Here is a 23,502-nt window from a genome sequence, read left to right as displayed (position 1 = left end):
ACATTGAGCAGTAAATACATATTAGAGATGAATCACATTGAGAAGGATTTCTTTGGAAATAAAGTCCTGAAGGATGTGAGCATAAAAGTGAAGCCGGGTGAGATTGTGGCATTGATTGGAGAAAACGGCGCTGGAAAATCCACCATCATGAATATCCTCTTCGGCATGCCCGCAATCCAGCAGACTGGAGGTTTTAAGGGCAGCGTCCTGATTGACGGAGAGGAAGTACATATCAAATCACCCATAGAAGCCATGAAATACGGAATCGGCATGGTACATCAGGAATTCATGCTGATTGACGGCTACGATGTGGCTGAAAACATCAAGCTGAACAGGGAGAATGTGAAAAAGACACCGGCCAGCCTGGTCTTTGGAAAACGCCTGGACCTGGTGGACCGGACCTTAATGCACAAGGAGTCCAGGGCCACCCTGGATTCCCTGGGAATCGAACTCAGCGACAGGACAAGGGTGGGAAGCCTTCCGGTGGGATATAAGCAGTTTGTGGAAATTGCCCGTGAGCTGGATAAAAAGAATACCAAGCTGATCGTGCTGGACGAACCCACCGCAGTGCTTACGGAAACAGAAGCAGAGCAGTTCCTGGCCTGTGTCCGCTCCGTGGCCGAGCGCGGGATTGCTTTTATCTTCATCAGCCACAAGCTGGATGAGGTGAAGAATAACACCCATCATGTGTTTGTCCTCAGGGACGGCGAGATGGTGGGGGATTACCACACGGCTGACCTGAGCACGGTTAAGATGTCGCAGCTTATGGTGGGCCGCGAGGTTGAGATATTGAACCGTGAGAGGGGCCATGAGGAGGAAAATGAGGAAGTCTGCCTGGAGTTTAACCATTTTGGGGTCAGCATGCCTGGCGAGGTTGCCAGGGACGTGTCCTTCCAGGTAAAGAAGGGTGAGATCTTCGGGATCGGAGGCCTGGCCGGACATGGGAAGATCAGCATTGCCAACGGGGTCATGGGACTTTATCCTTCCAAGGGGGAGGTAAAGGTACATGGCAGGGTCCTGGATGTGACAAAGACAAAGGATACCCTGGATGACGGTATTGCATTTGTGTCCGAGGACAGGCGCGGCGTGGGCCTGATGCTGGATGAGTCCATTGAGCTGAACATTGCCATTGCCGCCCTTAAGACAAAGGACAAATTCATCGTGAAAAAGTTTGGCATCCCCTTTTATGATAAGAAGGGCGCCATTGAATATGCCAAAAAAATGATTAAGGACCTGGATATCCGCTGTACCGGCCATGCACAGCCGGTAAAGAGTTTATCAGGAGGCAATCAGCAGAAGGTATGTATTGCCAGGGCCCTGACCCTGGAGCCGGATATCCTGTTCGTATCAGAACCCACCAGGGGAATCGATATCGGCGCAAAGAAGATGATACTGGATTCCCTGATGAAGCTGAACAAGGAAAAGGGAGTAACGGTCATCATTACCTCCAGTGAGCTGGCGGAGCTGCGTTCCGTGTGCAACCGCATTGCCATTGTCACAGAGGGAAGGATAGCCGGAATCCTCCGTTCCGATGATAAGGACTACAAATTCGGACTGTTGATGAGCGGTTCTAAGTTGGTAGATGCAGATGAGGAGGCGATATAAGAATGAACCAGATAAAAAGAGCTGTTAACTTCCTGGGCGTTTCGCGCCTTGTGGTAATTGGGTTCCTTTTGGTACTCATGGTTTCCGTATTCCCTCTGGGAATCAATCCCGGCATGATTTATTCGGACTGTCTGGTGCGTATCGGCATGAACGGATTCCTGGTACTGGCAATGATGGTTTCCATTGTCTGCGGTGCCGGACTGAATTTCGGACTGCCCATCGGCATCCTCTGCGGCCTTCTGGGCGGCTCCATTGCAGTACAGTTTAACTGGAGCGGTCTGGCGGGGTTCTGGGGCGCGTGTATTGTATCGGTGCCATTTGCCCTGATAGCGGGGTATTTTTATGCGGCGCTTCTGAACAATGTAAAAGGCTCTGAGATGACGGTAGGAAACTATATGGCTTTCTCCATCGTATCCCTGATGTCCATTGCCTGGCTGGTGCTCCCGTACAACAATCCCAAGATTGTGTGGCCCATCACAGGCGTGGGACTGCGTACAACCATGACACTGGAAGAAAACTATGACAAAGTGCTGGATAATTTCCTGAGGATTGATTTTAAGCAGATGGGCATCCTGCAGGACAACCCATATTGGAAGGATTTCTCCGTGTCAACCGGACTTTTGCTGGTATTTGCAGTGGGCTGCCTCCTTATGTGGCTGTTCATGAAGACAAAGGCAGGGGTCATCATGCGCTGCAGCGGCGTGAACCCGGGCTTTTCCAGGACCTTAGGCGTGAACAACAACAGGGTCCGCACCATCGGCATTGTGGCCTCCACCGTGATTGCGGCTGTGGGCATTAACATTTATTCACAGAGTTACGGATTTTACCAGTTCTATTCAGCTCCGCTTATGATGGCGTTTCCGGCCATGGCAGCAATCCTGATTGGCGGCGCCACCCCGAAAAAGGCAAGCGTATTCAATGTGGTCCTGGGAGTGATCCTGTTCCAGTGCCTTCTGACCCTGGCCACCCCGGTTGCCAATGCGGTCATCAATGCGGGAAGTATCTCTGAAGTGGTCCGCATCATTGTCCAGAACGGCATCATCCTGTACGCATTGACCAAAATTAGAGCGAATGGAGGAAAATAACCATGGAAAATAAGAAACGTAATAAAGTGTTAGACTTCCTTCAGGGCAATATGGTCCCCATCCTTTTCACCGTACTGTGCCTGGCAAGCATTAAGATATCCGGGCAGAACGCAGGTTATGTGATTACGGAGACCGTATCACGTGTCGGCAGGAACGCAATCCTCATCGTATCCCTTATCCTTCCGGTACTGTGCGGCATGGGCCTGAATTTCAGCATTGTGCTGGGCGCCATGGCGGGCGAGATCGGACTGATCCTGATTACCCACTGGAGTTATGACGGTTTAAAAGGAATCATACTGGCGGGCATCATTGCAACGGTCCTGTCCATTGTCCTTGGAACACTGACAGGAATCCTTTTTAATAAGGTTAAGGGACAGGAAATGATTACGGGTATGATACTTGGGTTCTTTGCAGTGGGCGTATATGACCTGATTTTCATCTTCATGGTGGGAAGCGTCATCCCTATGGTAAACCCTGAAATCATGCTGAATTCCCAGAATGAGGCAGGCGAGACCATCTATGTGGGCCTGAGGAACACCATTGATTTCCACGCCGAGACAAAGTATGCGGTGGACAATGCGTGGAAGGTGATGTTTGTAAAGCTGCTTCCGTGGCTGCTGGCTGCTTTTGCGGCCGTGACCGTGTGCATCCTGGCGTATAAAATAGTGAAAAAGAAATCGGATATCAAGGAAGCCCTGTTCACCACCAAGGGATTTTTGACGGCCACCATTCTCCTGGCAGTGCTTCAGATCCTTATGAAGACGGTGAAATCCGTACAGAAGGCATTTTTCATTGTACAGATCCCCATGCTTACGGCCATTGTGATTGCGGTTGTCTGCCTTCTGGTGGTGTTCATAACAAAGACAAAGCTTGGACAGGACATAAGGACCGTGGGCATGAACATGCAGGTGGCAACCGCGGCCGGTATCAATGTGGATAAGACGCGAATCGTTGCAACCGTGCTGTCAACCGTGATCGCGTCCTGGGGACAGATCATTTTCCTTCAGAACATCGGAAACGTACAGACCTTCAACAGCCATGAACAGGTGGGGACCTATGCCGTGGCAGCCCTGCTGGTAGGCGGCGCGTCCATTGACAAGGCAACCATGGGCCAGGTATTCTCAGGAACCATCCTGTTCCATATCCTGTTCTTCATCACCCCGCTGGCCGGCAAGGTCCTCTTTAACGATCCCCAGCTGGGCGAGTATTTCCGTGTATTCCTGTGTTACGGCATCATTGCGGTATCGCTGATCCTGTACGCATGGAAGAAGGTTGCAGCGGACAAACGGAGGATTGAAGAAGAAAACCGTCAGCAGCTGGCTGAACTGGATGCAAAATAGGAGGGACATATGTCAGATATCATTACAAAAGATCTTGCAAAATCAGTGGAAGACCAGGTCATCGCATGGAGAAGGGAACTTCACCAGTGTCCGGAGCTTGGCATGAAGACAGTGGAAACTGAGAAAATCATCCTCAGGGTGTTAAAGGAAATCGGGATAGAGGAAGTGCGTTCCGGAATCGGCGGCCAGGACTGCCATGGCGTGGCCGCTGTCATCCGGGGCAGCCTTCCCGGGAAATGCCTTGGAATCCGCGCTGACTGCGACGCCCTGCCCATCCTGGAAGAGACAGGTCTGCCTTTTGCCTCAAGGAATCCCGGCTGCATGCATGCCTGCGGCCATGACGGGCATACGGCCATGGGCCTGGGAATCGCAAAAATCTTATTCGAGAACAGGGACAAACTCCGCGGTACTGTGAAAATGATATGGCAGCCCGGGGAGGAAGGGGATAACGGGGCGCTGAAGATGATAGAGGACGGCGTCCTGGAAAATCCAAAGGTGGACGCCATGATCGGCCATCACTCAGGCACCAGCCGTTTCCAGGAGGTTGGGCCTGCGCAGATTGGCTGGACACCGGAGCCATCCTCCTTCTGTATCACAGGCTGGTGGGCTAAATTCCATGGAAAGAGCGCCCACATCGCAGAGCCCCATCTTGGGGCGGACCCGCTGCTGGCCGCCTGCTATGCGGTAACTGAGCTTCAGGCCGTGCTCAGCCGGGAAAAGCAGCCAAACAAGCCGGCCATCTGCGCGGTGAGCATGTTCCACGCAGGGGATAAGAATAACATCATCCCTGATACCTGCTGCCTGGAAGGTTCCATCCGCTCCAACAATGAGGAGGACCAGGCGTTTTATTACCAGCGGCTAAGGGAGATATTCGAGGGTGTGGCAAAGACCATGCGCTGTACGGCTGAGGTGGGATACGGCCATTACCTGGGCACCACGGACAATGACCCGGAGATGGTGAAACGGTTTGTGCCCATTGCTGAAAAGGCCCTGGGAAAAGAAAATGTGATTGAAGTAAAAATCGCGATTCCGGGCGGGGAGGATTTTAGTGAGTTTACAAAACGGGTTCCCTGCGTGTATTATTATCATGGAGGAAACTTTGGGGATGAAAGGGATTTCCCCCAGCACAGTTCCAAATTTGATTTAAATGAACAGACCCTTTGGTCCGGTGTGGCAGTCATGACCCAGTTCGCCCTTGACTGGCAGGATATGTAACAATAGGCAACCAATACGTATCACCATACGAACCCCTGCCTGACCATACGGTTCGGCAGGGGTTCTGTTAAAAGAAAAGCACCTGAAAAGCCCATAAGGAGGAGAGATATGACAGAACAGGAATTATTGCGCAAGGCAGATGATTTCATTGAGGCAAACATGGAGGACATCATTAAGGACATAAAAGCAGTGGTGGATATCCCCAGTGTGAAATCCGGGGCGGAAACAGGCGCGCCCTTTGGCAGGGAGATAAGGCGCGCACTGGACAAGGCATTGGAGATTGCAGGACGCATGGGATTTAAGACCGTGAATTGTGAGGATTATCTTGGATATGCAGAACTTCCCGGCCAAAAGGAGGCGTACATCGGCACCATTGCCCATCTGGATGTGGTTCCGGCAGGCAATGGATGGAACACGGACCCATATGACATGGTGGTAAAGGACGGCTACCTTATGGGACGGGGCGTTGTGGATAATAAAGGCCCCCTGATCCTTACGTATTATATGGGAAAGTTCTTCAAGGACCTGGGCAATCCCCTTCCCTACAGCCTGCGGATGATGGCTGGATGTGATGAGGAAAGCGGCATGGAGGACGTGGAATATTATATCCGTCACTATGAGGAGCCGGTATTCCTTTTTACCCCTGACTCGGAATTCCCCCTGTGCAACGGGGAAAAGGGCTGTCTGTGCGGCAATTTTACAAGTGTGCGGTTCAAAGACGGGGCCATCCTGGATTTTAAGGGCGGCATGGCCCATAACGCGGTAGCCGACCAGGCCTGCGCAGTAATCCGCGCCAGTCTGGAGCAGTGCCCCAAGGCAGACCGGATAACGGTCACTGGGGTGGACGGGGGCGTAAGGATTGAGGCAGCGGGCATCGGTGGCCATGCTTCCCATGCAGAGGGAACCATCAATGCCATTGGCCTGATTGCGGATTATCTTCTGGACAACAGCCTTGTGACCGAAGAGGAAGAGAAATTCCTAAAAATCGTATCCCTGCTGTGTGAGGATTACCAGGGCCATGGGCTGGGCATCCAGTGTGACGACGGCATTTTCCCGCCTTTAAGCATCATCGGAGGGATGATAAGGATGGAAGACGGTGTGCTTAAGCAGAACTTCGATTCCAGGTATCCAACCAATACCACGGGCAGTGACCTGGTGGGGAAGCTGTCCGGGCTGGGCGCCCGGTACGGGGCAACGGTAACGGATGTGGAGGACAGCGTTCCCTTCTATATCGGCGCGGATAAGCCGGAAATCAAAGCCTGCCTGGACGCGGGCAATGAAATCCGCGGCGTGGACGGCAAGCCGTTTACCATGGGCGGCGGAACCTATGCCCGTCATTTTAAGAATGCAATCAGCTTTGGGACTGAGATTCCGGCTGAGCCGCTTCCTGATTTTGTGGGTAAGATACATACCTTTGATGAGGGAATCGGTATTGACCGTCTTAAGATGTCATTGAAGATTTATATCCTTGCGCTGTACCGGCTGATGCAGATTGAATTTTAGGAGGGCATATGAAGAAGACGAGAGTGGATGAGGTACTTAACAGGCTGGAGCGGATGGGACTGGATCAGATAATCATTACCGATGCGAACTCCATCTTTTATCTGACAGGCATCTGGGTGGACGCAGGGGAGCGCCTGGTGGCCTTATACCTGAGCCGGCATAAGGAGTCCTGTTTCTTTGTGAACCATATGTTTACCCTTCCCCCTGACCCGGGTGTGAAGCTTGTACGTTTTTCCGACACAGACCCATATCTTGGGATGCTGGCAGGCTGTACGGACAGGACCAGGCCCCTGGGGGTGGACAAGAACATGCCGGCCCGTTTCCTTCTTCCCCTGATGTCCATGGGATGCGGCACGGATTATGTGGAAGCATCCATCTGTGTGGACGGGGCCAGGGCCGTGAAGGATGAGGAGGAGATGGAGGCCATGCGCAGGGTTTCCGCCATCAATGACAGGGCCATGGCTGAATTTAAGGCGTTGTTAAAGGAAGGCGTGACTGAGCGTGAGGTATCCAACCAGATAAAAGAGATTTACCAGAGGTTAGGGGCCGATGACCTGTCATTCCCTCCTTCCGTGTGTTTTGGGGCCAATGCGGCCATTGGCCACTACCGCTGCGGGGACGTTGCCCTTAAACGGGGGGACTGCATACTTCTGGATGTGGGGTGCAGGAAGGACAGTTACTGCGCTGACATGACAAGGACCTTTTTCTGCGGGGAAGTATCCGATGAAGAACACCGCAGGGTGTATGAGCTGGTGCTTCAGGCCAACCGTGCGGCAGAGGCCGTCATAAAACCAGGCGTCAGGTTCTGTGATATTGACGCGGCAGCCAGGAAGGTGATTGAGGACGCTGGTTACGGTGATAAGTTCACCCACAGGCTGGGGCATTTTATCGGGATTGAGGTCCATGATTTTGGGGACGTGTCCGGTGCGAACCAGGAAACCGCCCGGCCAGGCAATATTTTTTCCATAGAACCAGGCATTTATCTGGAAGGAAATGTGGGCGTCCGCATTGAGGACCTGGTGCTGGTGACCGGGGATGGGTGCGAGATACTGAATTCCTACAGTAAGGAACTGGAGATTGTCTGACAAGGAGAAAGGATGGATCAGGACCATGATAGAAGAATTAAACAGTCGTATTGAAAAGAACAGTCCGCAGATGGTAGAGTCGCTTTCTGAGATTGTGCGCATACCCAGCAAATACGGCGAGCCAAAGGAAGGCGCGCCCTACGGGGAGGCATCGCGGCAGGCCCTTAAGTTTGCCATGGATTTAGGCAGGAAGCTGGGGTTTGAGACGGTTGTAAATGTGGATGACAGGGTATGCTATATTGAATACGGCACAGGAAGCAAGGTGGTTGGCGTGTTCGCCCATCTGGATGTGGTGCCGGAGGGGGATGGATGGACATACCCTCCCTTTGGCGGCGAGATCCACAATAACCGGGTTTATGGACGGGGGACCGTGGACAATAAAGGCCCCTTCATTGCTTCCCTTTATGCCCTTCATGCCATTAAGGAATGCGGACTGCCCCTTGGGGATTACCGCATCCGCATCGTGGGCGGGACCAATGAGGAAAAGGGCATGGATGACATGAAGTATTATGTATCCAGGTGCGGGGCCCCGGACGCCGGATTCACGCCGGACGGGCTTTTCCCCATGTCCTTCACGGAAAGAGGGATTAACTACTATTTCATGTCTTATGGATTGACTGAGAAATCCACTTCAAAGATCAGGGTGGCGGGACTGCATGGAGGGGAAATCCTCAACATGGTCCCGGACCGGGCCGTGGCAGAGCTGGAGGCTTCGGATGAAACAGAGGCAGGGCGCGTGGCGGAGCTGGCTGAGGAATACCGCCGGACAACCGGAAGGGATGTGACGGCCAGCCTGGAAGGAAACAGGATACTCCTCACCTCCAGGGGACTGTGCGCCCATTCCTGTACGCCCTTTAACGGTAAGAATGCCATTGTAGCCATCCTGATGTTTTTGGACGGGCTGGGCATTGATGGCTCCATGGGGGCCTTCCTGCGGTTTTTTGCTGAAAAGATAGGGATGACCACGGACGGAAGCCTTCTTGGCATGAAACGGGAGGACGAGTGCGGCAGGCTTACCTTCAGCCTTTCAAAAATGGATGTGCATGAGGACAGACTGGAATGGGTGGTCAATATCCGTTATCCCTATACCTATAAGGACCAGGTGACGGCGGACTTTACGGCCCAGGTTGCTCCGGCAGGTATGGTGATGGATAAGGTGGATGCCCATAACACATACAGGTTCCCCATGGACCACCCCATGATCCGGACCCTGCGGGGCGTATATGAGGAGCTGACAGGAAAGGATTCAACCCCTGGCCATGAGGGCGGGACCTATGCGCAGGTGGTGCCGGGCATCGTGCCCTTTGGATCCATTTTTCCGGGGACCCCGGATCTGTGCCACAGGCCGGACGAATGCATTGACATTGATGAATATATCCTGGACGCAAAGCTTTTTGGAAATGCTATGTATGCTTTGACCAGGAATTAGGCAGGAGGCGCCAAGCGCCAGATATAAGGGAGGAATTGGACCGGTGATAGAAGTAAAGGACCTGGTAAAACAGTATGGGAGCTTCCGGGCAGTGGACCACTTAAGCTTCGCAGTGGAAAAAGGACAGATATACGGCTTTTTGGGGCCGAACGGCGCGGGCAAGTCCACTACCATGAATATAATTACCGGCTATCTGTCCGCTACGGAAGGAACCGTGCTCATTGACGGACATGATATTTTTCTGGAGCCCGAGGAGGCCAAACGTCATATCGGGTACCTGCCCGAGATTCCTCCTCTGTATCCGGATATGAATCCCCGGGAGTATCTGAAATTTGCAGGGGAGCTGAAAGGCGTCCCAAGAAAAAAACTGCCTGGGGAAGTGGAGCGGGTGATGGGACTGACCGGCATCACCCATATGGGCCTGCGCCTTATTAAGAACCTGTCCAAAGGGTACAGGCAGAGGGTAGGATTTGCCTGCGCCCTGTTAGGGGACCCGGATGTGATTATCCTGGACGAGCCCACGGTGGGGCTGGATCCCAGACAGATCATCGACATCCGGGAGCTCATAAAATCACTTGGAAAAGGGCATACCGTAATCCTCAGCAGCCACATATTATCTGAGGTCAGCGCTGTATGTGACCATATACTGATCCTGTCAAAGGGGAAACTGGTGGCCAGCGACACGCCGGAGGGCCTTGGAAGGCGGATGCAGCGCACAAATGTCTATGATATGCTGGTTCAGGGCGGGCCGGAACCCCTGGGGGAACTTCTGGGAAGAATCCATGGGCTGCGGGCCATTACCACGGCTCCCCATGAGTCGGGCTTTGCAGCCGTCCACCTGGAGACGGATGAGGATACTGACCCCAGGGCCCAGGTATTCCGGCTGCTGGCAGGAGCCGACTGTCCCATCATGGAGCTTAAATCTGCTTCCATGAGCCTGGAGGATGTGTTCCTGGAACTTACATCCCAGGACATGCAGGCAGAAGGAGGAACAAACCATGACAGCGATTTATAAAAAAGAAGTGCTTTCATTTTTCCGCTCCATGATGGGGTACCTGTATACGGCCTTCCTGCTGCTGATTGCAGGCGTGTTCTTCACTGCCTTCAATCTTCAGGGCGGCGTGCCGGAGTTTGGGTATGTGCTGGGCAATACAACCGTTGTCCTGCTTATCGTGATACCTGTCATTACCATGCGCTCCCTGGGGGAGGAACAGAGGCAGAAAACAGACCAGCTGCTGTTCACTGCCCCGGTAAAGGTGGGCAGGATCGTGCTGGGCAAGTTCCTTGCTATCCTCACCGTGTTTGCGGCTCCCCTTATCATACTGGCAGCCTGCCCTCTGGTACTGTCCCTTTATGGGGCGGTGCCGCTGAAAGAATCCTATTCCTGTTTCCTGGCATTCTTTTTTATGGGGGCGGCCTGCATTGCCATTGGCATATTTATTTCCAGCATTACGGAGAGCCAGATCATTGCGGCGGTGGGGACGTTTGCAATCATGCTCTGCAGCTACCTGATCAATGGCATGAGCGGCCTGATCGGTATCCAGGCCATCCATTCACTGGCCGGTTTTGGGGCGGTAATCGTGCTGGGAGGCATATTGCTTGCAGTGATGACAAAAAGCCTGTCCACGGGCATCCTGACGGCCAGCGTATGCGAAGTGGGGCTGGGGGCGTGTTATCTGCTGGACAGTTCCTTGTTTGAGGGAGCCTTTCCGCGCTTTTTAGGGTACTTTTCCCTGTTCCAGAGATATTATGATTTCGTGGACGGGATCTTCGATGTCACCCATCTCGTCTACTATCTGGGAGTCGTGGCCCTGTTCCTGTTTTTTGCAGTGCTGTCAGTGGAAAAGCGCAGATGGGATTCATTGAAAAGCAGGCATTTTAAGATGGGGCTCTATGCGGTGGCAATGTGCATCCTTATGACCGTGATTGTGGTGCTGGCCAACATGATTTCACATAAGCTGCCTGCCCGGTACACCAGGTATGACACATCCGCGTCCGGGCTTTACAGCATTTCCCCCCAGACCAGGGAACTGGTAGGATCCAACCATTCCCCTGTCAGCCTGTATCTGATTGCGCCCAGGGGAAAGGAAGACAAGAAACTTACGCAGCTGCTGGGGAAATATAAAGATCTGAACGCTAATATCACGGTGGAATATGTGGACCCTGTCCTGACCCCTGCGTTTGTGTCCAATTATACATCCGATAAGGTCAGTGACAACAGTATCATCGTGGTTGGGGAGAAACGTTCCAGGGTACTGCGCAGTACGGATCTGTATCCGGTCAGCTATGATTATGATACGGGCCGGTCCTCCACGGATTTTGACGGGGAAGGCCAGATTACCAGCGCCATCCACTATGTGACTTCGGATGTCCTGACCAAGGTATATCTGATGGACGGCCATGGGGAAAATGAACTGACGGAATCCTTTGCCGCCGCCATGGAAAAGGAGGGCGTAGAGACAGGAAGGCTGAACCTGACTGCGGCAGGAAAGGTGCCGGAGGACGCAGGCTGCCTGTTCCTTAACGTACCGGTTTCTGACCTTACAGACAGGGAACGGGATGTGCTTGACTCTTATCTGGAACAGGGAGGACGCATGCTTTTAATTACCGGGATAACGGCTGCGCAGATGCCCAATCTGGATCAGGTGCTGGCCGGTTACGGCGTATCCGCGGTCCAGGGCATGATTGTGGAAGGGGACAGCAATTACAGCATCCCATCCTATCCTAATTTCCTGCTTCCCGAAATCAGGAGCAGCCAGATAACCGAGCCATTCATTGCAGAGGGCAGCCTTCTGCTGATGCCTAATTCCCACGGTATTGTGGAGGCAAAGGATGTGCGCAGTACGGTGGAGGTAAATAAGATCCTTACCACATCCTCCAATTCCTATATAAAGACGGACAGCTCCACCCTGGGATATAAGCGGGGGGATCCGGTAGGACCCTTTGCAACCGGTGTGACTGCCTTGGAGCAGACCGATGGAGGCGAGACCAGGATTGTCTGGTTTTCCAGTTCCAGTATGCTGATGGAGGAAATGGATGAAATGGTGGGGGGCAATAATACCAACCTTGTATTAAATGCAATCGGATGGATGACAGAGCAGGAGGACAGCATGACCATCCGTCCAAAGCCCACCTCATCCGCATACCTAAGGCTAACCTCGGCCCAGGCCATGGGCTGGAGCGTATTGTTTGTGCTGGCCATCCCGGCTGCCGTTATGGCCGGGGGCAGTGCCCTGTGCATAAGGAGGAAGAGACGTCAATGAAAAAAGAACAGAAAAGAAACCTTCTGCTGGCGTCCGTGACCGCGCTCCTGCTTCTTATCATCTATATCATGATGCCGTCAGGCGCCGTGGGAAAGCCGGAGGAGGGAATCACGGTGTATTCCATGGACGCGGATACGGTGACCGGGCTTTCCTTTGAAAGCAGCGGGGGCAGGATTGACCTTGTAAGAACAGATAAGGGGTGGGTATACGAGGAGGATAAGACGTTTCCCCTTAACCAGAACTTTGTGGATACCATGCTGGATAAAACAGCGCAGCTCACCGCCCGGCGGTTTGTGGCAGAGGGAAGCCGGCATTTTGGCGAATATGGGCTGGACCGGCCTTCCAATGAAATCCAGGTGACCGGAACCGGCAGGACAGAGACAATCTATCTGGGCAGTACCAACAGCGCCACCGGGGACTGTTACATGGCGGTAGGCGGCTCGGAGAAAATATACACGGTGGATTCCACATTTTCCAACCTGTTCTCAAGCAGCCTGAACGCCATGGCAATACGTGAGACACTGCCGGGAATCAGCCTGGACAATATGACCATGGTAACCGTGGAGGAAAAAGGAGGGACATTTACCTTTTCCAGGTCCGGGCCAGGGGACGGGGCCTGGAACGTGTCGGAGAAGATTGGGACGGAAAGGCCCGCTGACTCCGGCCTGGTGTCCGGATGCCTGGGCAAGCTGGTGAAGCTCAGGTATGAGGAGATGACCGTATACCGTCCTTCTGAAGGCCAGATGGAGGAATACGGGCTGGCGGGCAGGGATACGGGCAGCCTGATACGGATTGCCTATCAGGACAACTCCCCAAAGGAGGGGGAAACAGATGGGGTTCAGGAATTCGTGCTCCACATTGGAAAAGACAGCGGGGATGGAAAAAACACCTATGTGTATCCGGAGGGCGGACAGGGAATCTATGCGGTCAGCAAGGAAGGGCTGGAGCCGTTCATGCACCTGACGGCGGAGGATTTCCTTTCCCTGAGCATTGCGCCTGTCAAGGCTGAGACCCTTGCCGGTCTTACGCTTACATGGGACAATGGGAAGGCGGAGTTTGCAGTTACCCCTTCCATGGACGGGCAGAAGGCGGTTTATACCCTGAACGGGCATGAAATCACAGAGGCGCAGTTCAATGCATTTTATTACCCCCTCTATGGTTTTACGGCGGAAAAGCGGGTTTCGGACATGGCCTCCCAGCTGACCGGCCCTCCAATCCTTACCATGGAATACCGGCGCGTACCGGGAACGGCTGAGGATATGACCGTGGAACTGATTCCCTATGACCAGAATTACTATGGGGCGAAGGTGAACGGACAGGCATTCCTGCTTGTAAACAGGCAGCGGGTCAACAGCCTGATAAATGAAGTGAATCAGCTTCCTCTGGAGTGAGGAAGCATTGGCCATGTCATTCAAAAAGAAATAAAAAGATGATTTTATAGGAGAAAAAATTATGTTAAGAAGCCAAAAAGTCCGCAGCCTGGCACCGGAGATGGATCCGCTGCGCCTGGGGATGGGGTGGAAGCTGGACGACCTTGAGAAACCTCAGATAATGATTGAAAGCACATATGGCAACAGCCATCCGGGCTCCAGCCACCTGAACCAGTTTGTGGAAGAAGCAGTGAGAAGTGTTGATGAGAATGGTGGAAAGGCTGCGCGGTATTACGCAACGGACATGTGCGATGGGATGGGGCAGGGGCATGACGGGATCAATTATTCCCTTGCCCACAGGGACGCCATCGTGAACCTGATTGAAGTACAGGCCAATGCAACCACCTTTGACGGCGGGGTCTTTATTGCCAGCTGCGACAAGGCCATGCCTGCCATGCTCATGAGCATTGGCCGGTTAAAGGAGATGAGCGCAATCATGGTAACCGGCGGTGTGATGGAGGCATTTACACTGCCGCCGGAATATACGGAGGATGACCCGGGCTGCGCCATCAACCAGCTTCTTACCCTGGAACAGATTGGCAAATTCAGCGCCCAGTATGAGCGCCATGAGATACCAGGCGAGCAGCTGACCTATTATAAACAGCATGCCTGCCCCAGCTGCGGCGCCTGCTCCTTCATGGGGACGGCGTCCACCATGCAGGTGATGGCAGAAGCATTGGGATTAATGCTTCCCGGAACCGCCCTGATGCCTGCAACTGCGCCGGAACTGCGCCAGGCCGCCTATGACGCCGGAAAACAACTGCTCCAACTGGTGAAGAGGGGCATCACGGCGGCTGACATTGTCACACTGAAAAGCTTTGAGAATGCCATCATGGTACACGCCGCAATCTCAGGCTCCACCAACGCGGTCATGCATATCCCGGCCATTGCCCATGAATTCGGCATTGAGATTGACGCGGACACCTTTGACCGGCTTCACAGGGGCGCCCATTACCTCCTTAACATACGCCCGGCCGGAGACTGGCCGGCCCAGTATTTCTATTATGCGGGAGGGGTCCCGCGGGTCATGGAGGAAATCAAGGAAATGCTCCACCTGGATGTGATGACGGTCACGGGAAAGACATTGGGGGAAAACCTGGAGAATCTTAAAAAGAGCGGGTTCTACGAACACTGCGACAGGATACTTAAAAGCAAGAGCCAGGCAATCCACAGGGATATAGACAGGACGGACATCATCCGGGATTTTGGACATGCCATGGGCACCAATGGAAGCATTGCCATACTGAAAGGCAACCTGGCGCCGGAGGGAGCGGTCATCAAGCATACCGCCTGCCCGCCGGGCATGTTTAACAGCCGCCTCACGGCCCGTCCCTTTGACAGCGAGGAAGAAGCCATTGAGGCCATCCTTCACGGAAAGGTGAAACCGGGAGACGCTGTCTTTATCCGCTATGAAGGCCCAAGGGGAAGCGGCATGCCGGAAATGTTCTATACCGGTGAGGCCATCTGTTCGGACCCGAAGCTGGCAGCCAGTGTGGCGCTGATTACGGACGGAAGGTTCTCAGGCGCATCCCGGGGCCCGGTCATCGGCCATGTGTCCCCGGAAGCCGCGGCAGGAGGTCCCATTGCATTTGTGGAAGAAGGGGACCTGATTGAACTGAACCTGGAAAAGCGGTCGTTAAATATCGTGGGTGTGGACGGAGCGGAAAAGACGCCTGAGGAAATGGACGCGATTCTTGCCCGGAGGAAGAAGAACTGGAAAGGGTTTAAGAGCAAATATACAAAGGGTATCTTAAAGCTGTATGCCCAGCATGCGGTCAGCGCCATGAAGGGCGCGTATATGGATTAGGGCATGTCTGCGGACAGAGGGGGAACGCCTAAAAAGCGTTCCCCTTCTGCGCGGGATTGTCAATCAGGTTCCCGTCATAATCGAACCGGGAGCCATGGCATGGGCAGTCCCAGGTCCTTTCAGCCGGGTTCCACTTAAGCTCGCAGCCCAGGTGGGGACAGCGGGCAGAGGTTTTGTGGAGGATTCCCTTCTCGTCCTTGTAACAAGCATACCGTTTGAGGCCGATTCTTATAATGCCGCCGTGCCCTTCCTTCAGATCCACGGCACGGAGGGGCAGATGGAAGGCCCCCTTTGTAAGGGAAACCACGCTTTCGCCCAGATCCGCCAAAAGGCTTGGGAGGGATGCCCTTATATGGAACCTCTGGGGACAAAAGAGTTTTGCGTATGGGCTTTCCAGGCCGCAGATCAGGTCCCTTATAATCATGGCGGACAGCATGGAGGAGGTCATCCCCCATTTTTTGAACCCGGTTGCAACATACCAGTAGGGCCTGAACACGGAATATCTTCCAATGAACGGGATGTCATCATGGGGCATGCAGTCCTGGGCAGACCACCTGGCAATGATCCTGCTGTCCGGGTAATACTGTTTTGCCGCCTTTTTCAGGCGCTGGTATTCCCCGCCCGCTGTATTTTTCCCGGTCCGGTGGGAACTGCCGCCAAGGAGGAGGGCGCCGGGTATCCATCTGAGGGAAAGGCCGTCTTTGTCCACACTGTAGAACATGCCGTCCAGCTTATCCGGGTGGTCAAGGCACAGCACGTAGCTTCTGTCCTGGTGCTGGCGCGCAAAGAACATGCCCGGCAGGTTCAGGAAGGGATAATGGGAAGCAAAGATTACATGCCCTGCATTCACCGTGCCGCGGTCTGTGAATATCATATGCTTTTTTACCTTCAGCACGCGGGTGCCTTCATAGACAGTCACCTTTTGGGATAAGTGTTTGATGAAAGCCAGGGGATGGAACTGGGCCTGCCCCTCAAAGCATACGGCTCCCACGGTTTCAAAGGGAAGTCCGTGTATCTGTGTGAAATGGGCAGGTATTCCCAGGGCAGAGGCTGCCTTTGCTTCCTGTTCCAGCTTCGCGGTCATGGACGGTTGCGTGGTATACAGATAAGATGGAAGCCGTTCAAAATCACATTCAATCTTCTCTTCTGCCACAATTTCCCCATAGGCCCGGACAGCGGCTTCATTGGCAAGGGCGTATGCGGCTGCCTTCTGCTTTCCCAGCTTTTTAATCAGGTCATGGTAAATGATGCCGTGCTGGCTTGTTATTTTTGCAGTGGTATTCTTGGTCTGGCCGCTGGCAACCTGGTCTGCTTCCAATACAACCACATCAACGCCCTGCTTTTGAAGAAGGTAGGCGGTCAAAATCCCGGCCATGCCCGCGCCAATCACGGCCGCCTCCACGGTGAGGTTTCCGGGCAGGGGGTCCCTGGGCGGCAGGTGGGTTGTCATGCTCCAGATTGATTTGTTTTTTTCCTTGAATTTATGTTCCATATTTAGCTCCAATCCAAACGTTTTACGGACATCCTGTTTTACGGACATCCTTTTTTGCATAGCCTTTTTTGTATAGTCTTTACCGGTTGCCTGATTATTAAACCGAAGAACAGGGTTATAATAAGAACGGCAAACGAAAATCGTTTGAAAGACTTGATTAAGGAGGAGAATAGGATGGAACGGATTAAAATCCTGGCAGTTAAATGGGGGATCGCCGCGGCCATGACAGCAGCCGTGTCAGCCATGGCCTGCGGCTGTTTTGCAGGCAGGGGGGAACAGGACCCGGGGATAGGGACAGAATCCCTGTCAGGAATCGACGGCGGACAGGCAGTGACCGCATCCAGGCAGCCGGCTGCATCCGGACAGGGCGGCGCGCCGGAATATGTGGATGATTTCTACAATGCCGTGAACCACGTTACCCTGTCCGGCTGGGAGATTCCTGGGGACCAGCCGGAGATAAGCTGGTTCAGCAAGGTGAGGGAGGAAAATTATAACAAGGTAAATGATATCATCCAGCAGGCCTCCTCCGGGACCGGAAAGGAGGACGGCAGAGCGGAAGGCGGAGAGGAAGACAGCAGAGCGGAAGGCGGCAGAGCGGAGGAAGGCAGAGCGGAGGACGTCAGAGAGGAATACGGCAGGACCCCGGTCCCCTCCGGTGACGGAGAAAACCGCGACAGGGAGAACATCCGCGCCCTGAACCTGACCGGCCTGGACCGGGAGGCCAGGGAGAAGGGCGGTTACGGCCGCCAGGCAGGGGAATTCCTGGATGAAGCTGAAAATGCCGGCACGGTGGAGGAACTTTTAAGCGCATGTCTCCGGTTCCAGAGGGATTACGGCATATACAGCCTGGCAGGGCTGATCTATACAGGGGACAGCAATGACTCATCTGTTAAGTCCCTTTATTTAATGAAGCCGGACACGGGGCTGAAACGGGAAGTCTGGTTTTCCAAAGAAGAAGCCAACATAAAACGGGTGGAGGAATATAAACGGTATCTGACCAGGCTCCACGAATCCAACGGCCTGGGTACCCGGGAAGCAGAGGGGATTGTGGAGCGTGTCACAGCCATGATGAAGGACCTGGCATCCAGCTCCCTGAAAATAGAGGAAACCTATGATGCGGAAAAAACCAACAATGTGTATACGGCCAGGGATGCCGCCGCAGTTTATGGGGGCGCCCTTCCCATGGATCTCTTAAGCGGGATTTACGGTGTCAGGGAGGATGAGAGGACCATTGTGGCTGAACCGGAAGTGTGCAGGAAGCTGGGGACCTATCTCACAGATGACAATCTGCCTCTTCTAAAGGAATATGTAAAAACCTGTCTTTATGCCGACCTTTCCATGATAACGGACATGGAATCCCTGAATGCGGCCCAGGAATATCAGATGGCGGTCAGCGGGACGGAAGAGAAAAAGCCTTTTGGCAGGACTGTATCAGAGACTGTCCAGCAGGAACTGGGATTCCAGTGCGGAAGGCTGTTCTGCCGGAAATATTTTGACGACGCCGCCAGACAGGATGTGACGGACATCATCCGCAAGGTCATAGACGTGTATGACAAAAGACTGGCGCACATGGAATGGATGACAGAAACCACCCGGTCAGAGGCACGAAAGAAACTGGCCTCCATCATGGTGAAGGTGGGTTATCCCGGCCAGTGGCCCCAGGACAGGTACGGCCTGAAGCTGGCAGCGCCCGAGGACGGCGGCCTCTATGTGGACAATATCCTGACCATTAAAAAGGCTGACCAGGATTATATGTTCAGGACCAAAGACGATCCGGTGGACAGGACGGAATGGGCCATGACGCCCCAGACCGTCAACGCCTACTACAACCCGGGCAGCAATGAAATCGTGTTCCCCGCAGGAATCCTCCAGCCGCCTTTCTATGACCCTGAGGGCCTGCCGGTCACCAATCTTGGACGTATCGGTGCTGTAATCGGCCATGAAATCACCCATGCGTTTGACACCAGCGGGTCCCAGTATGATGAAAAGGGGAACCTGCGCGACTGGTGGACTGCTGAGGATAAACAGCGGTTTAAGGAGCTGGCAGCCAGGGTGGAGGCTTATTATGATTCCATGGAGGTAAACGGGACCAAGGTAAACGGAACATTAAGCGTCACTGAGAATATAGCTGACCTGGGCGGGGTTTCCTGTGTGACGGAGATAGCAAAAAATGAGGGATATGACCTGAGGGAGCTCTATAAAGCTTATGCAGCCTTATGGGCCGGCAAATACAGGGATGAGTACCTGGCCTATATCATGACCAACGATGTCCATTCCCCGGGAATCATAAGGGTGAATGCAGTGTTGTCGGCAACCAGTGACTTTTATGCTGCATTTCATGTGAAAGAAGGGGACGGGATGTATCAGGAGGTTGAAAACCGGCCCGGAATCTGGTAAAGTCATAGATATGGCAAAAATGTGCGGACATTGATAGGGAAGTTTTCCAAAACGTGCGCAGGCGGACGGATACCTGCGCGCCCCGGGGAAAGGAATGAAACCAGGTCATGACATTACAGCAGATGAAATATTTTGTAGCGGTAGCTGATTCAGGCTCCATCAGTGAGGCGGCCAAGCGGCTGTTTGCAGCCCAGTCCAGTGTTTCAGAGGCCGTGCGGGCAGTGGAGGGGCATTATGGGATTAAGGCGTTTTTAAGAACGCCCAAAGGGGTCATGCTGACCGGGGACGGCAAGGAGCTGTTCATTGAATTCAAAGGAATCTTAAACCGGCTGTATTATCTGGATGTAAGGTATGAGGACAAAAAGGACAGCAGCCACGGCTTCTATGTGGCGGCCCAGCATCATATCTGCGGCATGGATTCCTTCCTGTCCATCATACAGTCCCTGGACGTGCCTGAATATAACGCAGGGTTCAGGGAGTGCAGGACGTCCGAGGTGTTTGAGCAGGTGGAAAAAGGGCTGGCAGATTTGGGGGTCATCTTTTTTGCGGAACAGCTCAAAGGCCAGATGATGCAGGAACTCAGGGGACGTGGGATTATTTTCAACCACATCGCCTACAGGACAGCCCATGTCTATCTCCATGAGGCCCATCCCCTGGCCGGATGCAGCCAGATACGGACCGAGGAAATCATCCAGTATCCCTTTATCACTTACGACAGGAGTACGGATGCCAATCCGGCTTATACGGAAGTCATCATTCCCCATTACCGCATGAAGAAAGTGATTTCCGTTACCGACCGCGCGGCCGCGTATTCCATTATGCGGGCCAGCCAGGGATTTGTGGTGGGAAGCGGATACCATACAGCGGACAATGCTTACGGGGATATACGGGCCATTCCCATCAAGGATGGGGTGAATCTGGAGATTGGGTTTATTGTGAAAGGGAATTACCTGCTGTCCGATATTGCCCAGCGCTTTATTGAGAGGGTGGGGGAAAAAGAGGCATAGTATCAGCAAAAACGATGGATTCCCATCGTTTTTTTCTGTCTACAGCAGTTGGCGGGCCTGTGATATGATGGAATCAGCAAAAGGTATCCTATTATTCCGGTGCGCTGCTGCACCGGGGTCATACAGAAGAAAGGGGAATGAAACGTATGGAAAATGTAAAGGCCGTCATAAGAAAGTACTGGAAAGTCTATGCGGCGGCAGTTGTGCTGGCATTGGTCTGTGACTCGGTGGGGACCATTAAGATTAACATCGGAATCGGCACGCTGACCCTGTTTCCCATGGTATTCGCGGTCATACTGGGCGGACTCCTGGGACCGGATGTAATCCGGATGTTTAACCAGGGGGAATGTAAGATGGGAGGAAGCCTGGTGCTGGTGGCGCTGGCTCCTTTCATGGCTAAGATGGGTGTCTCTGCCGGAGCCAACCTGGCAAAGCTGGTGGCGGTGGGACCAGCCTTGCTTCTGCAGGAATTCGGCAATCTGGGAACCATTTTTATCTCACTGCCCATTGCACTGCTGCTGGGCCTGAAAAAAGAAGCCATCGGCGCATGTTATTCCATTAACAGGGATTCTAATCTGGGGCTGACAACGGATATCTACGGACCGGACGCAAAGGAGACAGAGGGTACGTTTGCAGTGTACATCGTAGGTTCTGTCATCGGCACCGTGTTTGTCAGCCTGCTGGCCGGCGTGGTTGCGTCCTGGAATATCTTCCATCCGCTGGCGCTGGGCATGGCAAGCGGGGTGGGCAGCGGTTCCATGATGACCGCGGCGGCAGGGACCCTGGGGGAAATCTATCCTTCCTATGCAGAAGACATCATGGTAATGGGAGGCGCCAGCGACATGCTTACAGGAATTACCGGTATCTACATGGGAACCTTTGTAGGACTGCCTGTTACCAGGAAGCTGTACGCGTGGCTGGAACCGAAAATCGGCCGTAAATCAGGTCATGGAAAGTAAGGGAGGGAAAGTAAATGGTGAGAAAATATTGTATCCAGCAAGCCGGCCTTCTGTGCCTTGTTGCAGTAATCATGATACTGACCAATATGATTGGCTATCAGATGCCTTTGGCTGATTCCATAGCAGGAATCCTTGTACTCTGTGCCATCGCACTGTTTGGGCTGACAGTCAGCAAGTTCATGAGCCGTTTCATCAAGCTTCCGTCCATGATGTATGTATCCCTTACCGGACTGCTTCTGGCCTGTCCCGTATCACCGGTCAAGGACATCATCATCCAGGTCACATCCCAGGTGGCGTTCATGGCCCCTGCTACCGCACTGGGCGCGTTTGCAGGGATTTCTCTTGGAAAGGACCTTAAGAACTTTGCTAAAATGGGGTGGAAGATGGTCGTGATCACATTGCTGGTGATTACAGGGACCTTTATATTCTCCGCCCTTGTGGCAGATCTGGTGCTGCGGGCCACGGGAGCAATTTAAGCCCCGTAAGCGCCGGATGGGCAGTGATTAAGTGATGAGAACGAGGAGGAAATGATTGAGATGGAAAAATGTGATATTTTAATAAACGGATGCCGCATCCTTCAACCGGACATGACGGTTTCAGAAGAGCTGAGCGTAGCCATCCATGATTCCTGGATTAAGAAAATCGGGCCATCCGGGGAAATGAAAGAGAACTTCCAGCCATCGGAAACATTGGACGGTACAGGCAAGCTCCTGATGCCGGGCCTTGTGGACGGCCATACCCATACCTGCCAGCAGCTTCTGCGGGGAAGGGTTTCGGATGAATATCCCATGGTTTGGACCAGGTTCCTGGTTCCGTTTGAAAGTAACTTAAGGCCTGAGGACTCCTATATCAGCGGACAGCTGGCCTGTCTGGAGATGATTAAGAACGGAACCACTTCATTTGCGGATTCCGGCGGCGTCCATATGGAGCGTGTGGCTGACGCTGTGCTGGAATCAGGCATGCGTGCGGCCATTGCCAAATCCACCATGGATATGGGCAATGCAATCACCGGCGCAATGAAGGAAACAGCAGAGGAAGCAGTCAACCATACCAGGGAACTGTACCAGGCATATGACGGAAAAGGGGACGGAAGGATTTCCATCTGGTTTGCCATCCGCCAGGTCATGACCTGTTCAAAGGAACTGATTGCCATGGTAAGGGATGCTGCTGCCGAGCTTCATACGGGTATCCACGCCCATCTGTGTGAGCACAAGGACGAGGTCAGCTTCTGTCTCCAGAATTACCAGCTGCGCCCGGCCCAGTTCCTGGAGTCCATGGGTGTCCTTGGTCCAAATCTCCTGACTGCCCATAATGTGATGCTGTCCGATGAGGACATTGCGGTCATGGCCAGGCGGGATGTGAAGGTCATCCACTGTCCCAGGGCCAACCTGTCCAATCACGGGTTTCCCAAAACGCCCCAGATCCTCCAGGCAGGCCTGAGCGTGGGTCTTGGCTGCGACGGCGCGGCCCCGTCCAACCTGGACCTGTTTGATGAGATGAAGGTACTGCGCTACGGCATGATGGCATACTGGGGACTTCCTTCCTTTAACCCGGTGGTCATGACATGTCCCACCCTTCTCAAGATGGCCTCCTGGGGAGGCGCCAACGCCATTGGGAAAGGTGATATCCTGGGTACTGTGGAAGAGGGAAAGAAGGCAGACGTCATCCTTTTAAACATTGACCAGCCCCATCTGACCCCCACCCAGAACCTGATCAACACGGTTGTGGAGGCTGCCAACGGGCATGATGTGACGGATTCCGTCATCAATGGTAAGATTGTCATGAAGGACCGGGAAGTACTGACCCTGGATGAGGAGAAGATACGCAGGGAAGCGCAGATACATATGGAGGAGATCATAAAACGCGCCTATTAAGGAATACCTGG

17 protein-coding genes are annotated in these 23,502 nt (G+C 53.4%); 16 read left to right on the top strand and 1 reads right to left on the bottom strand.

What is annotated here, in order from left to right:
- Nucleotides 1-3: 3 nt before the first annotated feature.
- The 11 genes from DWX59_RS01715 (at nt 4) to ilvD (ending at nt 15,762) form a co-directional block, all read left to right on the top strand.
- Nucleotides 4-1,605, top strand: a complete 1,602-nt coding sequence (locus tag DWX59_RS01715) for a sugar ABC transporter ATP-binding protein (protein ID WP_117555705.1) — start codon at nt 4-6, stop codon at nt 1,603-1,605.
- Between the two features lie 2 nt (nt 1,606-1,607).
- Nucleotides 1,608-2,690 carry an ABC transporter permease subunit gene (locus tag DWX59_RS01710; protein ID WP_117555703.1) on the top strand — a complete coding sequence of 361 codons (1,083 nt, stop codon included), beginning with the start codon at nt 1,608-1,610 and terminating at the stop codon, nt 2,688-2,690.
- 2 nt (nt 2,691-2,692) lie between these two features.
- A complete protein-coding gene (locus tag DWX59_RS01705; RefSeq protein WP_117555701.1) occupies nt 2,693-4,030 on the top strand; it encodes an ABC transporter permease subunit in 1,338 nt (445 codons plus the stop codon).
- Nucleotides 4,031-4,039: 9 nt separating this feature from the next.
- Complete coding sequence (locus DWX59_RS01700) at nt 4,040-5,245, top strand: M20 metallopeptidase family protein (protein WP_117555699.1); 1,206 nt, start codon at nt 4,040-4,042, stop codon at nt 5,243-5,245.
- A 108-nt stretch (nt 5,246-5,353) separates the two neighbouring features.
- Entirely contained in the window at nt 5,354-6,748 is a 1,395-nt protein-coding gene (locus DWX59_RS01695) for a Sapep family Mn(2+)-dependent dipeptidase (RefSeq protein ID WP_117555697.1), read from the top strand.
- Nucleotides 6,749-6,756: 8 nt separating this feature from the next.
- Nucleotides 6,757-7,833, top strand: a complete 1,077-nt coding sequence (locus DWX59_RS01690; protein ID WP_117555695.1) for a M24 family metallopeptidase — start codon at nt 6,757-6,759, stop codon at nt 7,831-7,833.
- A gap of 25 nt (nt 7,834-7,858) precedes the next feature.
- On the top strand, nt 7,859-9,262 hold the full coding sequence (locus DWX59_RS01685) for a Sapep family Mn(2+)-dependent dipeptidase (RefSeq protein ID WP_117557171.1): 1,404 nt from the start codon (nt 7,859-7,861) through the stop codon (nt 9,260-9,262).
- Nucleotides 9,263-9,305: 43 nt separating this feature from the next.
- Complete coding sequence (locus DWX59_RS01680) at nt 9,306-10,277, top strand: ABC transporter ATP-binding protein (RefSeq protein WP_117555693.1); 972 nt, start codon at nt 9,306-9,308, stop codon at nt 10,275-10,277.
- Nucleotides 10,261-12,525, top strand: coding sequence for an ABC transporter permease (locus DWX59_RS01675; protein ID WP_166460148.1), 2,265 nt, complete (start codon nt 10,261-10,263; stop codon nt 12,523-12,525). Before DWX59_RS01680 ends, DWX59_RS01675 begins: the two co-directional genes overlap by 17 nt.
- The gene (locus tag DWX59_RS01670) at nt 12,522-13,916 is read left to right on the top strand and encodes a DUF4340 domain-containing protein (protein WP_166460135.1); all 1,395 of its coding nucleotides are present in this window, start codon (nt 12,522-12,524) and stop codon (nt 13,914-13,916) included. The genes DWX59_RS01675 and DWX59_RS01670 overlap by 4 nt, the downstream gene beginning before the upstream one ends.
- A 61-nt stretch (nt 13,917-13,977) precedes the next feature.
- A complete protein-coding gene (ilvD, locus tag DWX59_RS01665) occupies nt 13,978-15,762 on the top strand; it encodes a dihydroxy-acid dehydratase (protein ID WP_117555687.1) in 1,785 nt (594 codons plus the stop codon).
- A 28-nt stretch (nt 15,763-15,790) separates the two neighbouring features.
- Here ilvD and DWX59_RS01660 read toward each other — a convergent pair whose 3' ends face one another.
- Nucleotides 15,791-17,254, bottom strand: a complete 1,464-nt coding sequence (locus DWX59_RS01660; protein ID WP_117555685.1) for an FAD-dependent oxidoreductase — start codon at nt 17,252-17,254, stop codon at nt 15,791-15,793.
- A gap of 174 nt (nt 17,255-17,428) precedes the next feature.
- Between DWX59_RS01660 and DWX59_RS01655 the strand changes: the two genes are divergently transcribed.
- The 5 genes from DWX59_RS01655 (at nt 17,429) to DWX59_RS01635 (ending at nt 23,491) form a co-directional block, all read left to right on the top strand.
- Nucleotides 17,429-19,651: a M13 family metallopeptidase gene (locus DWX59_RS01655; RefSeq protein ID WP_235844861.1), complete on the top strand. Its 2,223-nt coding sequence runs from the start codon at nt 17,429-17,431 to the stop codon at nt 19,649-19,651.
- A gap of 122 nt (nt 19,652-19,773) precedes the next feature.
- Nucleotides 19,774-20,658, top strand: coding sequence for a LysR family transcriptional regulator (locus tag DWX59_RS01650; RefSeq protein WP_235844859.1), 885 nt, complete (start codon nt 19,774-19,776; stop codon nt 20,656-20,658).
- Nucleotides 20,659-20,804: 146 nt separating this feature from the next.
- On the top strand, nt 20,805-21,617 hold the full coding sequence (locus DWX59_RS01645) for a DUF3100 domain-containing protein (RefSeq protein WP_117555681.1): 813 nt from the start codon (nt 20,805-20,807) through the stop codon (nt 21,615-21,617).
- Nucleotides 21,618-21,631: 14 nt separating this feature from the next.
- Complete coding sequence (locus DWX59_RS01640) at nt 21,632-22,093, top strand: hypothetical protein (RefSeq protein WP_117555679.1); 462 nt, start codon at nt 21,632-21,634, stop codon at nt 22,091-22,093.
- 60 nt (nt 22,094-22,153) lie between these two features.
- Nucleotides 22,154-23,491 (top strand): amidohydrolase family protein, encoded by a 1,338-nt coding sequence (locus DWX59_RS01635; RefSeq protein ID WP_117557167.1) that lies wholly within the window; start codon nt 22,154-22,156, stop codon nt 23,489-23,491.
- The last annotated feature ends 11 nt before the right edge of the window (nt 23,492-23,502 follow it).

The sequence above is a fragment of the Enterocloster aldenensis genome (assembly GCF_003434055.1).
Lineage (GTDB): Bacteria > Bacillota > Clostridia > Lachnospirales > Lachnospiraceae > Enterocloster > Enterocloster aldenensis.
This window is presented reverse-complemented; position numbering and strand designations above follow the sequence as displayed.

Bases quoted from the DNA above. Each gene is read 5' to 3' on its own strand.
- DWX59_RS01705 (WP_117555701.1), top strand. From the start codon at position 2,693: ATGGAAAATAAGAAACGTAATAAAGTGTTAGACTTCCTTCAGGGCAAT.
- DWX59_RS01645 (WP_117555681.1), top strand. From the start codon at position 20,805: ATGGAAAATGTAAAGGCCGTCATAAGAAAGTACTGGAAAGTCTATGCG.
- DWX59_RS01650 (WP_235844859.1), top strand. From the start codon at position 19,774: ATGAAATATTTTGTAGCGGTAGCTGATTCAGGCTCCATCAGTGAGGCG.
- DWX59_RS01695 (WP_117555697.1), top strand. From the start codon at position 5,354: ATGACAGAACAGGAATTATTGCGCAAGGCAGATGATTTCATTGAGGCA.
- DWX59_RS01635 (WP_117557167.1), top strand. From the start codon at position 22,154: ATGGAAAAATGTGATATTTTAATAAACGGATGCCGCATCCTTCAACCG.
- DWX59_RS01700 (WP_117555699.1), top strand. From the start codon at position 4,040: ATGTCAGATATCATTACAAAAGATCTTGCAAAATCAGTGGAAGACCAG.
- DWX59_RS01675 (WP_166460148.1), top strand. From the start codon at position 10,261: ATGACAGCGATTTATAAAAAAGAAGTGCTTTCATTTTTCCGCTCCATG.
- ilvD (WP_117555687.1), top strand. From the start codon at position 13,978: ATGTTAAGAAGCCAAAAAGTCCGCAGCCTGGCACCGGAGATGGATCCG.
- DWX59_RS01685 (WP_117557171.1), top strand. From the start codon at position 7,859: ATGATAGAAGAATTAAACAGTCGTATTGAAAAGAACAGTCCGCAGATG.
- DWX59_RS01655 (WP_235844861.1), top strand. From the start codon at position 17,429: ATGGAACGGATTAAAATCCTGGCAGTTAAATGGGGGATCGCCGCGGCC.
- DWX59_RS01670 (WP_166460135.1), top strand. From the start codon at position 12,522: ATGAAAAAAGAACAGAAAAGAAACCTTCTGCTGGCGTCCGTGACCGCG.
- DWX59_RS01710 (WP_117555703.1), top strand. From the start codon at position 1,608: ATGAACCAGATAAAAAGAGCTGTTAACTTCCTGGGCGTTTCGCGCCTT.
- DWX59_RS01660 (WP_117555685.1), bottom strand. From the start codon at position 17,254: ATGGAACATAAATTCAAGGAAAAAAACAAATCAATCTGGAGCATGACA.
- DWX59_RS01640 (WP_117555679.1), top strand. From the start codon at position 21,632: ATGGTGAGAAAATATTGTATCCAGCAAGCCGGCCTTCTGTGCCTTGTT.
- DWX59_RS01690 (WP_117555695.1), top strand. From the start codon at position 6,757: ATGAAGAAGACGAGAGTGGATGAGGTACTTAACAGGCTGGAGCGGATG.